Source organism: Kingella oralis (assembly GCF_014054985.1).
Lineage (GTDB): Bacteria > Pseudomonadota > Gammaproteobacteria > Burkholderiales > Neisseriaceae > Kingella_B > Kingella_B oralis.
The window spans coordinates 837,652-851,826 of record NZ_CP059569.1 but is presented as its reverse complement, the minus strand read 5'-3'; the positions used below and the strand labels follow the sequence as shown (position 1 = coordinate 851,826).

13 protein-coding genes are annotated in these 14,175 nt (G+C 54.1%); 9 read left to right on the top strand and 4 right to left on the bottom strand.

Going from position 1 to position 14,175, the window contains the following annotated elements; translation table 11 throughout:
* The first annotated feature begins 151 nt into the window (after positions 1-151).
* Positions 152-586, top strand: a complete 435-nt coding sequence (locus tag H3L93_RS04525) for a hypothetical protein (RefSeq protein ID WP_155803141.1) — start codon at positions 152-154, stop codon at positions 584-586.
* Positions 587-679: 93 nt separating this feature from the next.
* Here the strand turns inward: H3L93_RS04525 and H3L93_RS04520 are convergent, their stop codons facing one another.
* Both H3L93_RS04520 and H3L93_RS04515 read right to left on the bottom strand, forming a co-directional pair.
* Positions 680-2,089: a TonB-dependent siderophore receptor gene (locus H3L93_RS04520; protein ID WP_003796360.1), complete on the bottom strand. Its 1,410-nt coding sequence runs from the start codon at positions 2,087-2,089 to the stop codon at positions 680-682.
* Entirely contained in the window at positions 2,086-2,934 is an 849-nt protein-coding gene (locus H3L93_RS04515; RefSeq protein ID WP_003796363.1) for a TonB-dependent siderophore receptor, read from the bottom strand. The genes H3L93_RS04520 and H3L93_RS04515 overlap by 4 nt, the downstream gene beginning before the upstream one ends.
* Before the next feature lie 309 nt (positions 2,935-3,243).
* On the opposite strand from H3L93_RS04515, the gene ilvC reads away from it, so the two are divergent.
* From ilvC to H3L93_RS04500, 3 genes are all read left to right on the top strand, one after another.
* The gene (gene ilvC / locus H3L93_RS04510; protein ID WP_003796367.1) at positions 3,244-4,257 is read left to right on the top strand and encodes a ketol-acid reductoisomerase; all 1,014 of its coding nucleotides are present in this window, start codon (positions 3,244-3,246) and stop codon (positions 4,255-4,257) included.
* A 344-nt stretch (positions 4,258-4,601) separates the two neighbouring features.
* Positions 4,602-5,540 carry a glycosyltransferase family 2 protein gene (locus H3L93_RS04505; protein WP_003796373.1) on the top strand — a complete coding sequence of 313 codons (939 nt, stop codon included), beginning with the start codon at positions 4,602-4,604 and terminating at the stop codon, positions 5,538-5,540.
* An 85-nt stretch (positions 5,541-5,625) separates the two neighbouring features.
* On the top strand, positions 5,626-6,132 hold the full coding sequence (locus tag H3L93_RS04500; protein ID WP_003796375.1) for a DUF2726 domain-containing protein: 507 nt from the start codon (positions 5,626-5,628) through the stop codon (positions 6,130-6,132).
* Positions 6,133-6,247: 115 nt separating this feature from the next.
* On the opposite strand, the gene H3L93_RS04495 is transcribed toward H3L93_RS04500, so the two are convergent.
* A complete protein-coding gene (locus tag H3L93_RS04495; RefSeq protein ID WP_003796377.1) occupies positions 6,248-6,838 on the bottom strand; it encodes a manganese efflux pump MntP in 591 nt (196 codons plus the stop codon).
* A gap of 462 nt (positions 6,839-7,300) precedes the next feature.
* Here H3L93_RS04495 and H3L93_RS04490 point away from each other — a divergent pair, with 462 nt between their 5' ends.
* Both H3L93_RS04490 and pntB read left to right on the top strand, forming a co-directional pair.
* Positions 7,301-8,836: a Re/Si-specific NAD(P)(+) transhydrogenase subunit alpha gene (locus H3L93_RS04490; RefSeq protein WP_003796383.1), complete on the top strand. Its 1,536-nt coding sequence runs from the start codon at positions 7,301-7,303 to the stop codon at positions 8,834-8,836.
* Positions 8,837-8,932: 96 nt separating this feature from the next.
* A complete protein-coding gene (pntB, locus tag H3L93_RS04485) occupies positions 8,933-10,318 on the top strand; it encodes a Re/Si-specific NAD(P)(+) transhydrogenase subunit beta (RefSeq protein WP_003796385.1) in 1,386 nt (461 codons plus the stop codon).
* 346 nt (positions 10,319-10,664) lie between these two features.
* Here the strand turns inward: pntB and H3L93_RS04480 are convergent, their stop codons facing one another.
* Positions 10,665-10,961, bottom strand: a complete 297-nt coding sequence (locus tag H3L93_RS04480; protein ID WP_003796394.1) for a hypothetical protein — start codon at positions 10,959-10,961, stop codon at positions 10,665-10,667.
* 59 nt (positions 10,962-11,020) lie between these two features.
* On the opposite strand from H3L93_RS04480, the gene H3L93_RS04475 reads away from it, so the two are divergent.
* The 3 genes from H3L93_RS04475 to nfsA all read left to right on the top strand — a co-directional run bounded on the left by H3L93_RS04475 (position 11,021) and on the right by nfsA (position 14,069).
* Positions 11,021-11,950, top strand: a complete 930-nt coding sequence (locus H3L93_RS04475) for an ABC transporter ATP-binding protein (protein ID WP_003796396.1) — start codon at positions 11,021-11,023, stop codon at positions 11,948-11,950.
* Positions 11,947-13,086, top strand: a complete 1,140-nt coding sequence (locus H3L93_RS04470) for a hypothetical protein (protein WP_003796398.1) — start codon at positions 11,947-11,949, stop codon at positions 13,084-13,086. Before H3L93_RS04475 ends, H3L93_RS04470 begins: the two co-directional genes overlap by 4 nt.
* A 245-nt stretch (positions 13,087-13,331) precedes the next feature.
* Complete coding sequence (gene nfsA, locus H3L93_RS04465; RefSeq protein ID WP_003796400.1) at positions 13,332-14,069, top strand: oxygen-insensitive NADPH nitroreductase; 738 nt, start codon at positions 13,332-13,334, stop codon at positions 14,067-14,069.
* Positions 14,070-14,175: the final 106 nt, after the last annotated feature.

The window sequence follows — 14,175 nt, the reverse complement described above, 5'->3', positions numbered from 1 at the left end:
TGACGTGAGTAAATAGTTTATTTTATGATAGACAATCGCATTTAGCGATGTTTGAATAGCTCAAATGCTTGTTTAAAAAGGCAGCCTGAAACAGCAATCGCCTTTTCAGGCTGCCTTACTGTGTGCCATTTTGTTTACAAAGAAAGGTTGATTGATGGCGAAAAAACATCCCTCTATCAGACCGCACGAGGGCAAGGAGTTGGAATTGATGCTGTCTGGTGAAAAACCATTAGCACTCTATTTTTCCTTTTATCCTATTCCTGAGGAATTTGAACCTTATCTCGCCAGCGGGCAATTATTTCGCACCGATATATGTTCTATTTTTAATTATCAAGGTAAGCCTTATGATTACCAAATCGTCTCGCATTCACCTGATGACCCCAATATTCAAAAATTGGTTACACTCAAACAATTGAATGGTTTTGATGACGATGTAGAACGCACAATCGGTAAATTGCTGGGCTATAAGGCGGAGGATGTGGAATACTATATTCAGCATCATCGTGCCAGCGTGGAAAAATATCCGATGGCGCGGATTGACCCAATTCCCAATGCCAAAGCAATTTTGCAAGAATTGGGCTTTTAATCATTAGGTAGCCTGAAACCGCTTTTTCAGGCTGCCCAAACCAAAACCTAAATAGGCAGCCTGAAATGGATGTTTTCAGGCTGCCTCTGTGTTTTATTTAAACTTCCAATCTACTTTGAGCGAGATATTGCGCGGTTCGCCCAGATAGTTGTTGATGCCGTTGTAACGCACTTTGTTGTTTTCAAAATAGCGTTTGTTAAACAGGTTGTCGGCAATCAGGCTAAATTGCAAGTTTTCGCTGGGCGTGTATTTCACGTTGGCGTGCCAAAGCGCGTAGCCGCCTTGTTTCACATAGCCTAGGCTGCTGGTTTTGCTTTGCGCGCTTACACCGCCGCCAACTGTCCATTTGCGGCCGCCCCAAGGCAAATCATAGCTGGTATGCAGCCTGAAAATGTGTTTGGGCGTGTGGCGGCTGTAATTTGCGCCTTGCAAATAAGGCGATACGCTGTTGCGCCCGTTTTCGCCGCGCATATATTTGCTGTTGTTGAGCGTGTAGCCTGCAAAGATTTTCCAGTTTTCGGTGAGGTTGCCTGAAATCTCCAAATCCAAGCCGCGGCTGCGAACGTGCCCTACGTTTTCGTTGTACCACTTGTTGCGCGTGGGGAAATAAACTTGCACCGAGCGGTTTTTCTGGTCAATTTGGAACAAGGCAACAGAGGTGTTGAGCTTGCGGTTAAACCATTCGCCTTTCCAGCCGATTTCGTAGTTGTTGCCCACCACGGGTTTTAGATAACGCTCGTTGATGTCTTTGGCGCTGTTGGGTTTGAAAATGCTGGTGTAGCTGGCATACACGCTTTGGCTGGGCGTGATGTCGTAGGTGATACCGAAGTAAGGCACAAAGCGATTTTTGCGACGGATGCTGTGTTCATCGGGGTCGGAGTCGGGGCGGTTGTTCCACCAATCGTAATCCACTACGCCGTTGGCTTTCCATTGGGTGTAGCGCGTGCCCACGATAACGTGCAGGTTGTCTAACACATTCACGCGTGTGCCCAGCATTAAGCTGTTGGATGTGATGCGGTTGTGGTAGAACGTGCGGTCGTTGTAGTTTGCCCAGTTTGGCTCGGCTTGCTCGCCGCCTGTAAACGTGCGCGGGTCGTAGGCGCGGCTGTTGCGGATGCGTCGCCATGTGGTGTCGTTGTTTTCACGCGAATAGGTGTAGCCCAAGAACACATCATGCTTGCTCCCAAACAGGTCGTATTTGCCGTTTAGGTTAAGCTGAACGGTGGCTTGATGCCCGTTGTTTTGATAGTTTTGGAAATTTTGCGTGTTCAGTTTGCCGCCTGCCGGCAAGCCTTTGTATGTGGTGCTAGCATCATAGATTGCGCCAAGACGGCTGTTGGATTTGCTGTAAATATAGTTAAACTTGGCGGTCGCCACCCAATCGTCGTTGAAATAATGTTCTAACTCGGCAAAGGCGTTGGTTTTACGGAATTTGGCGTGTGTCCAATCGTAGCCCAGATAGGTGTCGGTGTTGAAACCTGCATCGCCGCCGCCCACGCTCATGGGCACGCCAAAGTAATAGGCGTTTCGGTGTGGCGTTGGTGGAGCAAGCCTGCGGTTACTTTGGTGTTCTCGCCGATGTGTCCTTCTAACACGCCGTAGAACAAGCCCAAATCGCCTTTATCGTCGTCTTTAAAGCCGCGGCTACGCTCGCCCACAATCACGCTGCGCCCGCGCAGTGTTTTAGACGCATTCAGGCTGCCTGAAACGTCTAGCGTGGCGCGGGCTTTGCCAAAGCGATCCACCAGCAAATCACCTTGAATTTGCGTTTGCGCGGTGGGTTTTTTGCGCACCGCGTTTACCGTGCCGCCCGGTTCGCCGTTCACTTGGGTTAAACCTGTTGCCCCGCGCACCACTTCAACGTGGTCATAAATCGCCATGTCATACAGGCTTTGCGCATCGCGGTAAGGGTTGCCCGAAGAGCCTGCCACAGTGGTGGCGATGCCATCTTCTTCAATTTGGTCCACATAAAAACCGCGCGATTGGAAACGATAACGCCCTGATTCGCGTAGCACGTTTACGCCTGTGGTGGTTTTCATCGCGTCTTTCAGGCTGCTGATACCGCGGTCGTTGAGCTGGGTTTTGGTAATCACGCTCACCGATTGCGGCGTTTCCTTGGGTGACAACGCCAAGCCCGTGGTGGTTTTCATCGCCGAGGTGGTGTAGGTGTCTTTGTTTTCGGTGCGTGTGCTGCGGTTAACGCCGGAAACGATGATGTTTTGCAGGGTTTGCGTTTGCGCGCTGCTTTCGGCAGCCGCAGTGGAAGTGGTTTCGTCTGCGGCTTGCGCTGCCAAACTGAACAAAGCGGCGGACACGCTGGCGGCGAGCCATGTTTTGCGGATGGTCATGGGAATTCTTTCAAAAACAGGGTTAAAAAACAGGGAAATCAAACAAAAGCGCGGCATTGTAATTCAACTTAATTAACGAATGATAACTATTCGTAAAATATTTTTGCTTTGCGTATTTTCAGGCTGCCTGAAATTTACGTTTCGTTACAAATGGTGTAACATTCGCGCTCATTTCGCATTTTTATCGCACGACAACGGCACAACCGTTGCCCGATTTGATAAAGCCGCCGTTTCCAAACGAGACTGCCCCTTTGTCAGGTAGGTGAAAATCAACCCGTTCTCTAATCTTTTGAAAGCAAAGGAAACCTCATGAAAGTTTATTACGACAAAGATGCTGATTTATCCCTTATCAAAGGCAAAACCGTTGCCATTATTGGCTATGGCTCGCAAGGCCATGCGCACGCTGCCAACTTAAAAGACAGCGGCGTAAACGTGGTGGTGGGCTTGCGCCAAGGTGCATCTTGGAACAAAGCGGTGGCGGCAGGTTTTGACGTGCGCACCGTTGCCGAAGCCACCAAAGCGGCGGATGTAGTGATGATTCTGTTGCCCGATGAAAACCAACCGCTGGTTTACAAAAACGAAATCGCGCCCAATTTGAAAGACGGCGCAGCCTTGGCGTTTGCCCACGGCTTCAATATTCACTACAACCAAATCGTTGCGCCCAAAGGCGTGGATGTGATTATGATTGCGCCCAAAGGGCCAGGGCACACCGTGCGCAGCGAATTTTTGAAAGGCGGCGGCGTACCTTCGCTGATTGCGGTGCATCAAGACGCAACAGGCAAAGCGCGCGATGTGGCGTTGTCTTACGCGGCGGCTAACGGCGGCACCAAAGGTGGTGTGATTGAAACCGACTTCCGCCAAGAAACCGAAACCGATTTGTTCGGCGAGCAAGCGGTGTTGTGTGGCGGCTTGGTTGAGCTGATTAAAACAGGCTTTGAAACGCTTACCGAAGCGGGCTACGCGCCTGAAATGGCGTATTTTGAATGCCTGCACGAGATGAAGCTGATTGTGGATTTGATTTACGAAGGCGGCATCGCCAACATGAATTACTCCATTTCCAACAACGCGGAATTTGGCGAATACGTTACAGGCGGCGAAGTCATCAACCAACAATCGCGCGAGGCGATGCGCAATGCTTTGAAACGCATTCAATCGGGCGAATACGCCAAAATGTTTATTACCGAAGGCGCAACCAACTACGCCAGCATGACCGCGCGCCGCCGTCAAAACGCCGCGCATCCTGTGGAGCAAATCGGCGCGCAACTGCGCGGCATGATGCCTTGGATTAGCAAAAACAAATTGGTGGATCAAGATAAAAACTAATCTGCGTTAATCAATTAGGCAGCCTGAAAAGACAAAACCGTTTGGTGTTCTGCCAAACGGTTTTTTATTAGATAGGGTGGGTTTCAGGCTGCCAAATCTATCAGCTACGTTTGATGCTACTGCCTCTCCCCTACGTTCAGCCGAACGGAGCATTCTTTTTTCGGAAACAAGCGTGCGTTTGTCCGACGACGCGCAAAGCGCGGCTAGTTCGCACGCGCCGAAAAAAAGAATGCAGCCTTCGGGAAGTTTGGCGCAGCCAAACCTGCACGTCGGGTTCGCCTTTCTTTTGCTTACTTTTCTTTAGCGAAGCAAAGAAAAGTAAGTGCCCCGTCGGCACGAGACGCATGGTTAAAGCTGCGTTCAAAGCTAACCACAATGCACTAATCTCTTGTTTTAACTTCGCAACTCCGCTGCGCTGCCTCTGGGTTTCCCATTTTCAGGCTGCCTATCCTATTTCGTTATCCATATTCCGCGCATTTCACCCCATGCTAGACATCATCATCCCCTGCTATAACGCCGCCCACACCCTGCCCCGCGCCGTGCAAAGCTGCCTCAATCAACCCGAAGCCGAGCGCATTTGGCTGATAGACGACGCTTCAACAGACAACACTTGGCAAACGATTGAACAGCTAAAACAACAGTTCCCCCACAAAATCCAAGCGGTTAGGCAGCCTGAAAACGGTGGCGCAGCGATGGCGCGCAATTGGGGCGCGATGCAAAGCCAAGCCGAGCTGATTGCTTTTTTGGATGCAGACGATGAATACCAACAAGGCGCGCTGTCTGCCGCCTGTTTTGCGTTTGCAAAATTTGATTTTTTAGGGCTGATTCGCCTGCGCTTGCACGCCGTGGGGCTGCCCGAACACTATCGCCAGCATCCCAATTTTGCGCGGGCGTGGCACAGCGTGCAGATGACGGTGGGCGGCAATACCGTGTTTCGGCGCGTGTTTTTCTTGGCGTGCGGCGGCTTTCCGCATGATGATTTGTTTCGCCAATTTGGCGGCGAAGATGGCGCGTTGGGCTTGGCAACGGTGGGCAGCAGCGTGGTGGGCACGCTGTTTGACGAGCGCGAGCCTGCGGTTTTGCATTATTGGCGCGATGATATTCACGCCGCGCATTTGCTGGATGCGATTTTGTTTAACCAAAATCCGCGCCATGTGACGGCACATGATATACAGCGCGCCAACCAAGTTACCCAGCACATCCAGCAGCAATTAGGCAGCCTGAAAACCATTTTGGCTGCGCCGCAAGCGGGGATGATGCCTTTGCTGGTGAATCGGCAATAGGCAGCCTGAAACGGTTGCCCGCCTATTGATTTAATCAACATCGCCCCGTGCGGGGGGGCGGTATTTTTGTTTTCAGGCTGCCTCTATGAAACCCTCGTTGATTTTTACCCTCGTTATCCTGCTGTTGATTTTTGTTGTGCTGCCGATTTGTTTACTGCGCAGGCGCAACAAAAATCCTTTTTTGGCGAAACACCCCAAGCTGCCTTATCTGCGCCGAGCGCTGATGACGGCAACGGAAATGGACGTGTATAGCACGCTGCTGGAAGCCTTGCCCGATTACATGATATTCAGCCAAGTGCAGGCTTCGCGCGTGTTGGAAGTGCCCAAGAGCCGCGAGACGTATTATTGGTTTAATTTTGTGAGCCGTTTGAGCTATGACTTTGTGATTTGCCGCGCCGATAGCACGCCGATTGCGGTGATTGAGGTGGACGACCGAACGCACGAATTGCCCGAGCGGCAAGAGGCGGATAATCGCAAAAACAAGGCGACGCAAGCGGCGGGCGTGGCGGTAGTGCGCTGGCTGGTGGGCGAAACGCCGAGCCATGAAGAGATTGCGAAGCTGATTCGGCGGATTGACAGGAAGAGCGATTAGCGGGCGCGGCGCGGACGGTTGACGGGAGACAACACTACGCCAAACTGCGTTTCAGGCTGCCTGATGCGGAACACATTCGGCAGCCTGAAACGCAGTTGCGCGCAGCCCGAACGGCTTACGCCATCAAACCGAGGTGTTCCAACAGGATAAACGTGCCGATGCCGATGAGCACGATGCCGCCGAACAGCTCGGCGCGTTTGCCGATAACGCTGTCTAACACGCCGCCCAGCTTGATGCCGATGACCGCCATCAGCGTGGTTGACGAGCCGATGGCCAGCGCGGTGAGCCAGATGTTCACCTCCAAAAAGGCAAGGCTCACGCCCACAATCATCGAATCGATGCTGGTGGCGACGGCGGTGATGAGCAGCAGCCATTTGGAAGGCATGGCGGCTTGTTTGTCGGCTGCGCTGCCGTCCGCTTCGGCTTCGTCTGCGGGCGACAGGCTTTCGCGTATCATTTTGCCGCCCAACACCAGCAGCAAGCCGAATGCAATCCAGTGGTCAAAGGCTTCGATAAACGGGGCGGCGATGATGCCTGCGCCGTAGCCGATAAGGGGGGTGAGCGTTTCGACGATGCCGAAGGTGAGTGCGATTTGGGCGACTTGCGCGGTGCGGAGTTTGCCGCTGCTGGCACCGCGCGCAATGGCGGCGGCGAATGCGTCGGCAGACATGCTGAATGCGAGCAGGGCGGTGGCGAGTGGGTTCATGTTAAACGGTATGATTGTTTTGGCAAAAGGCGCGGATTATACCGTTTTTTGTAATGGGCAGCCTGAAAACGCTTGCGCCCTGCCCGCGTATATTGGAGCGGCAAGCCGTTGCCGCGCCATTCAGGTTTTCAGGCTGCCGATTGAAGTTTGTTAAATATCGCCCATTGTTTATTAAGCCTTGTAAACTGGGAGTGATTCGCGTATCGTTTGGGGTATTTTTCAGGCTGCTTGCGGGCGGCGCCTATTGAGGCAGCCTGAAAACCGCGGGCGCAAGTTGCATCCGGCCGCCCTATTCTATTATCAGCGCCTGTATTCATAAGCCGTGCGGACAGATTTTGCGGCGCAACAGCTGCCGCGTGAAAAGCAGATACGGGTTTTAATTTTCAGGCTGCCTGTGGGGCGTGTGCGCCATTAACCTGCCCTTGCCGCGCCATTTCAACTTCAACTTCTAAGGAAACCATCATGAGAATAGCCATCCCCAAAGAATCCCTAAAAGGCGAAACCCGCGTTGCGGCAACGCCTAACACGGTTGCCCAGTTGCAAAAATTGGGCTTTGAAGTGGCGGTAGAACGCGGCGCAGGTGTGGCGGCGGGCTTAACCGATGCGGCGTTTGAAGAAGCGGGCGCGGTGTTGGTAAACGCCAAAGATGCTTGGTCTGCGCCGTTGATTTATAAGGTAAACGCGCCCAACGACAAAGAAATCAACCGCCTGCACGAAGGGCAAACGCTGGTGAGCTTTTTGTATCCGCGCCAAAACGAAGAGCTGGTGCAAAAGCTGAACGATAAAAAAGTCAACGTGTTGGCGATGGACATGGTGCCGCGCATTTCGCGCGCGCAGGCTTTGGACGCGCTCTCTTCTATGGCAAATATTTCGGGCTATCGCGCGGTGATTGAAGCGGCAAACGCGTTTGGTCGCTTTTTCACAGGGCAAATCACCGCTGCGGGCAAAGTGCCGCCTGCACAAGTGTTGATTATTGGCGCGGGCGTGGCGGGCTTGGCGGCGATTGGCACGGCAAATTCGCTGGGCGCGGTGGTTCGCGCGTTTGACACGCGCTTGGAAGTTGCCGAGCAAATTGAATCCATGGGCGGCAAATTCCTGAAACTGGACTTTCCGCAAGAGAACGGCGGCTCGGGCGACGGCTATGCCAAAGTGATGAGCGAAGAATTTATCGCCGCCGAAATGAAGCTGTTTGCCGAGCAGGCGCGCGAAGTGGACATCATCATCACCACCGCCGCCATCCCTGGCAAACCTGCACCCAAGCTGATTACCGCCGATATGGTTGCCAGCATGAAAGCAGGCTCGGTGATTGTGGATTTGGCAGCGGCAACGGGCGGCAACTGCGAATTGACCAAACCGGGCGAATTGTTCGTTACCGACAACGGCGTGAAAATCATCGGCTACACCGATATGGCAAACCGCTTGGCGGGGCAATCCTCTCAACTTTACGCCACCAATTTGGTGAACCTGACCAAGCTGCTTTCGCCCAACAAAGACGGTGAAATTGAGCTGAATTTTGAAGATGTCATCATCCGCAACATGACGGTTGCGCGCGACGGCGAGGTTACTTTCCCGCCGCCAGCCATCCAAGTTTCCGCTGCGCCGCAAGCGGTTAAGCAGCCTGAAAAAGCGGTTGCCAAGCCCGAGCCTGCGCCCGCGCCTGCATGGAAGCGCATCGCGCCTGCCGCGATTGCCGCCGTGTTGGTGTTGTGGGTGGGCGCGGTTGCGCCGGAAGCCTTTTTGCAGCACTTTATCGTGTTCGTGCTCTCGTGTGTGATTGGCTATTATGTGGTGTGGAACGTGAGCCATTCGCTGCACACGCCCCTGATGGCGGTTACCAATGCCATTTCGGGGATTATTGTGGTGGGCGCGTTGCTGCAAATTGGCGCGGGCGGCGTGGTGTCGTTCTTGGCGTTTGTTGCCGTGCTGCTGGCAAGCATCAATATTTTCGGCGGCTTTTTTGTTACGCGCAGAATGTTGAATATGTTTAGAAAAGGGTAAATCGGCGTTTTCAGGCTGCCTTTGGCTTTTCAGGCTGCCGCAAACCTTAAACCCTTTTGATTACATCTATCCCTCAAATTTCGGAGAACTCAAAAAATGTCCACAGGATTAGTAACCGCAGCCTATATCGTTGCTGCCATCTTATTCATCTTCTCGCTGGCTGGCTTATCCAAGCAAGAAACCGCCAAGCAAGGCTGTTATTCAGGCATTGCAGGCATGGCGATTGCGCTCGTTGCCACCATTTTTGCCGACAACGTTTCAGGCTTGGGCTGGATTATCATCGCCATGCTCATCGGCGCGGCGGCGGGCATCTACAAAGCCAAAAAAGTGGAAATGACCGAAATGCCCGAGCTGATTGCGCTGCTGCACAGCTTTGTGGGCTTGGCGGCGGTGTTGGTGGGCTTTAACAGCTTTATCGACGCGGGCAACGTTGCCGAAGAAATGCACACCATCCATCTGGTGGAAGTGTTCCTCGGCATTTTCATCGGCGCGGTAACATTTACAGGCTCACTGGTTGCCTTTGGCAAACTCAACGGCAAAATCAGCAGCAAACCGCTTAAATTGCCACACAAACACAAGCTGAACCTCGCCGCGCTGTTGGTGTCGTTTGTGCTGATGTTGGTGTTTGTGAGCGCGAACGGCAGCTGGTTTGCCCTGATTGTGATGACTGCCATCGCGCTGGCGTTTGGCTGGCATTTGGTGGCTTCCATCGGCGGCGCGGATATGCCCGTGGTGGTGTCTATGCTGAACTCGTATTCAGGCTGGGCGGCTGCGGCAGCGGGTTTTATGCTGTCTAACGATTTGTTGATTGTTACCGGCGCGTTAGTGGGCAGCAGCGGCGCGATTTTGTCTTACATTATGTGCCAAGCGATGAACCGCTCGTTTATTTCTGTGATTGCAGGCGGCTTCGGTACCGACGGCGCGGCTGCGGCATCAGGCAGCGAAGAAGTGGGCGAGTACCGCGAAGTGAAGCCTGCCGATGTGGCAGCGATGCTTAAAGGCGCGGGCAGCGTGATTATCACCCCGGGTTACGGCATGGCGGTGGCGCAGGCGCAATATCCGGTTGCCGAAATCACCGATTTGCTGCGCAAACAAGGCGTGAACGTGCGCTTTGGCATTCACCCTGTGGCAGGTCGCCTGCCGGGGCACATGAATGTGTTACTCGCCGAAGCGAAAGTGCCCTACGACATCGTGTTGGAAATGGACGAAATCAACGACGATTTCCCCGACACCGATGTGGTGCTGGTCATCGGCGCGAACGACACGGTGAACCCCGCCGCGCAAACCGACCCCAATTCGCCCATCGCAGGCATGCCTGTGCTGGAAGTGTGGAAAGCGAAAGAAGTGGTGGTGTTCAAGCGTTCCATGAACACGGGCTACGCGGGCGTGCAAAATCCGCTGTTCTTCAATGAAAACACCGTGATGTGTTTTGGCGATGCCAAAGGCACGGTGGATGAGATTTTGGCAGAGTTGAAGAAATAACGCTGCGCCATCAGCCGCAAAAAGCAGCCTGAAAACGAGTGAAATGCGTTTTCAGGCTGCTTTTTTTAGTTGGGCGATTTTATTGCTTGGCATGACGATATGGGTTTGCGCATTAAGGTAGCCTGAAACCTTGGCAACGTTGCAGCAAACGGCGCGGCGAAGGTTTGCCACCAAGCGACGGATGAAATCAGGCTGCGTTTTCTATCGGGCAAACTGCGCCATTTTGTGTTTCAGGCTGCCGAAACGCGGGGGCAATGTTTGGGCAGCCTGAACGGGTTTTGCGCGTGTGGTGCAGGGGCTTGCCCCTGCTCGTGGCAGGCGGCGAAACGCCTGCGCGGGCAAAAGGTCAGCTCCGCTTAAAGGCAGCCTGAAAACGAGCAAAGCGCGTTTCTGCAAAGTAAAAACAGCCGCCAAACACGTTTTCAGGCTGCCTTTGGGCTTGGATGGCGTGGGGTGCGATTGGCTGTTGTTGCCATGATTGAAGCAGCCTGAAATCTTTGCCAAACCTGCAAGCCACGGAGCAGCGGCGGCTTGCCGACAGTTTGCCGAATAAACAGCACCGCCCTATTCCGTACAACCATTTGGCGAGCCGCCGCTCCATTTTAGATTTCAGGCTGCCTTTTTTTGCTTTAAAATCGCGCATCTATCTTCCATTCCCGTTTTCAGGCTGCCTCAACCGCCATCCAAAAGGAATCCCAGCAAATGCTCACCACCCAAAATCTCAATTTTCATTACGACAGCCACCAAGTGCTGTACAACATCAACGTAGAACTGCCCGCGGGCAGCATCACCGGCTTAATCGGGCCCAACGGCGCGGGCAAATCCACGCTGATGCGCTGCATGGCGGGGCTGGAATGCCCCAGCAGCGGCGAAGTGTTGCTCGGCGGCAAGCCTATCTTGGCAAACCCGCGCGCGAGCTTCGCCCAGCTCGGCTATCTGCCCGACATTTTCGGCTTGCCCGAAGGCCTATCCGTTATCCAATGCCTAACCTACGCGGCAAAATCGCGCGGCGTATCCGATGGCGATTTGGCGCAAGCGGTGGGCGGCACGGTGCAGCTTTTGGGGCTGTCGGACAAGCTGTATAGCCGCGTGAGCAATTTGTCGCGCGGGCAAAAGCAGCGCGTGGGAATCGGGCAGGTGATTATCCACCGCCCCCAATTTCTGCTGCTGGACGAGCCGGCCAGCGGGCTGGACCCTGAAGCGCGGCACGAGCTGTCGCTTTTGCTGTTGCAATTGCAACGCGAGGGCATGACGATTTTGGTGTCCAGCCATATTTTGTCGGAGCTGGACGAATATTGCAGCCACATGCTCGTCATCAAACAAGGGCAAATTCAGGCATTCCAAGCCTTGCATGGCGAGGCGCAGTCGGCAACGCAAACGGTACGGCTGCGTTTTGCCAACCGCGCGGCGGCAGAAATGGCGGCGGCGGTGCGCGAATTGGCAGCGGTGCAATCGGCAGAGGCCATCGGCGATGCCTTGCACGTTGTCTTGCCTGCGGGCAATTTGGCGTGCGCGGCTTTGTTGCGCGATTTGGTGCAGCGCGAATTGCCTGTGTGTGCGCTGGAACTGGTGCGCGCATCGCTGTTGGAAAGCTATCAAAACACGTTGAATATTCAAAGGGATAAACTATGAACACGCCAAACATCAAAACGCCCAAAATTTGGGTCAACGCCGAATTTCAACGCCTGCTGTGGCTCAATTTAAGCTGGGGCATGATAGCGGGCGTGGCGATTATTTACGCGCTGTTTGCCTTTGCCAAATACGAATACCGCGCTTGGCACGACCATTTGGCAAGCATTGGCGGCATAGGCTTAATGCTTTCTGCCGTCGCAGGCTTTGTGTTGGTGGAACGCAGTCTGAAAAACGATATTGCCGCCAACGCCTTTGACCAGCTGCGGATGTCGGCATTATCGCCCTGGCAAATGACGTATTCGCGCATCATCGCCGCGCCCACCGTGGCTTGGGCGGGGTTTGTTATCGGCTGGCTGATGGTGGGCTACGGCGTATTTTTAGACAACCATCGCAGCACAACGGCTACTGACGCGGTGTGTTTGCTGCTGATGATGCCGTTTTGCGCGTGGGCATTTGCCTGCGTGGTGGTTGCCAATGCGTTGCAGTTTGGGCGCAGCAATCGGCAATATTCGGGCACGGTGATTCAGCTGATTTTGGCGTTTGTGGTGTGGAGTGTATTTATGTCGGACAGTGTTGATGCGCTGCGCGCTGTTTTTCCGTATGACCTTGAAAGCCAGCAATACACCAACCCGTATTATTCTATTGACGATGTGAGCACGCCGTTTACGCTGCTGATTTCATCCGTTATCACGGCTTTGCTCGCCAGCATCGCGGTGCGCGCGATTATGGCGTGGAAACTGCATTTGCAATCGCCGCGCTTTACCCTGTTGCTGCTGGCGATGGTGTCGCCCATTGTGTATTTTTGGGCGGCGGCGGATAAAAATGTGCTGCTGTTTTTGCTGGCGCAGCACTATGCGCTGCTGGGCTTTTTGTCGCTGGTAACGCAAGACAACCGCTATTTTGGCAAATGGGCAAGCTGGCGCGAAATGCCCGTGTGGCTGGTGGCATTGCCGCTGGCGATGTTGGCTTCCGCTCTGCTGGGCGGCGGGGCGTTGCTGGCGCCGTTTATGCAGATTTTGCTGTTTGCGGCGATTGCCTTACTGTGCGGCAATATCCTGTCGCTGCGCTATAACGCGGTTACGCTGGCGTTGTCGGTGTTTTTGCTGCTGCGCGGGCTGTGGGCGATGTTGCATTAGCTGCCTACTCCGTTCGCCATAAACCATAAAGGCAGCCTGAAAGCAGGTTGTTAAAACGTTTTCAGGCTGCCTCTCGCGTTTATCAAAAGGCAGCCTGAAAACAAAATGGAGCATCGGCGGCTCGCCGACATCTTTCCAATCAGTAAAACCTTACTCAACACCGCCCTTTGGCAACAAGCCATCGCCACTTTAATTTTTAGGTTTCAGGCTGCCACTCATCCCCAACTCAACCCAAAGGAATCCCCATGCCCTCCCCCGTTATCCAAACCGCCCTCGCCCACCGCTCCATCCGCAAATTCAAACCGCAAGCCATCGCCGCCGACACCCTGCGCAGCGTGCTATCAGCGGGGCAAGCCGCGTCGTCGTCCAGCTTTATGCAAATCGTCAGCATCATCCGCGTGAGTGACCCCGCCATCCGCGCGCAAATCCGCCCCATCTGCGCCGCAGGCGGCAAAGGCGGGCAAAGCTATGTGGAAACCGCGCCCGAGTTCATCGTGTTCTGCGCCGACACCACGCGCTATGCCCACTTTGCCCCCGATGCCCAGCTAGACTGGATGGAAGTCTTAATGATTGGTGCGGTGGACGTGGGCATTTTCGCGCAAAACGTGCTGCTCGCCGCCGAAAGCATCGGGCTGGGCGGCGTGTTTATCGGCAGCATCCGCAACGATTTGGCGCAAGTGGGCGCGCTGTTGGGCTGCCCGCAAGGCGTGGTGCCGATTGTGGGGCTGTGCTTGGGTTACCCCGACCAAAACCCGATGCGCCGCGAACGCCTGCCGCTGGATGCGATTCTGTCGGAAAACCGTTTTCAAGCTGCCTCTGCTGCCGATTTGCAAGCCTATAACGACAACGTGCAAGCCTATTACCGCACGCGCGAGGGCGCGGCGCAAACGGACTGGGCGCAACAAATCCGCAACCAATTTTGCCGCGAAGTGCGCCCCGATTTGCTGCGCTATTTGCAAGCGCAGGGCTTTGCCAAACGATAGGCAGCCTGAAAAACAATATGAAGCGGCGATGCTCCATCGGTTTCAGGCTGCCTCATATAAAAAACCCAAACAAAAGCAGCCTGAAAACGTCTCCAACATCGTTTTC

What these genes read in the sequence shown, in the direction of transcription:
- H3L93_RS04515 (WP_003796363.1), bottom strand. Translation starts at nt 2,934, where the DNA reads ATGACCATCCGCAAAACATGGCTCGCCGCCAGCGTGTCCGCCGCTTTG.
- H3L93_RS04500 (WP_003796375.1), top strand. Translation starts at nt 5,626, where the DNA reads ATGAAACCCTCGTTGATTTTTACCCTCGTTATCCTGCTGTTGATTTTT.
- nfsA (WP_003796400.1), top strand. Translation starts at nt 13,332, where the DNA reads ATGCCCTCCCCCGTTATCCAAACCGCCCTCGCCCACCGCTCCATCCGC.
- ilvC (WP_003796367.1), top strand. Translation starts at nt 3,244, where the DNA reads ATGAAAGTTTATTACGACAAAGATGCTGATTTATCCCTTATCAAAGGC.
- pntB (WP_003796385.1), top strand. Translation starts at nt 8,933, where the DNA reads ATGTCCACAGGATTAGTAACCGCAGCCTATATCGTTGCTGCCATCTTA.
- H3L93_RS04505 (WP_003796373.1), top strand. Translation starts at nt 4,602, where the DNA reads ATGGTTAAAGCTGCGTTCAAAGCTAACCACAATGCACTAATCTCTTGT.
- H3L93_RS04520 (WP_003796360.1), bottom strand. Translation starts at nt 2,089, where the DNA reads ATGAGCGTGGGCGGCGGCGATGCAGGTTTCAACACCGACACCTATCTG.
- H3L93_RS04470 (WP_003796398.1), top strand. Translation starts at nt 11,947, where the DNA reads ATGAACACGCCAAACATCAAAACGCCCAAAATTTGGGTCAACGCCGAA.
- H3L93_RS04480 (WP_003796394.1), bottom strand. Translation starts at nt 10,961, where the DNA reads ATGCGCGATTTTAAAGCAAAAAAAGGCAGCCTGAAATCTAAAATGGAG.
- H3L93_RS04495 (WP_003796377.1), bottom strand. Translation starts at nt 6,838, where the DNA reads ATGAACCCACTCGCCACCGCCCTGCTCGCATTCAGCATGTCTGCCGAC.
- H3L93_RS04490 (WP_003796383.1), top strand. Translation starts at nt 7,301, where the DNA reads ATGAGAATAGCCATCCCCAAAGAATCCCTAAAAGGCGAAACCCGCGTT.
- H3L93_RS04475 (WP_003796396.1), top strand. Translation starts at nt 11,021, where the DNA reads ATGCTCACCACCCAAAATCTCAATTTTCATTACGACAGCCACCAAGTG.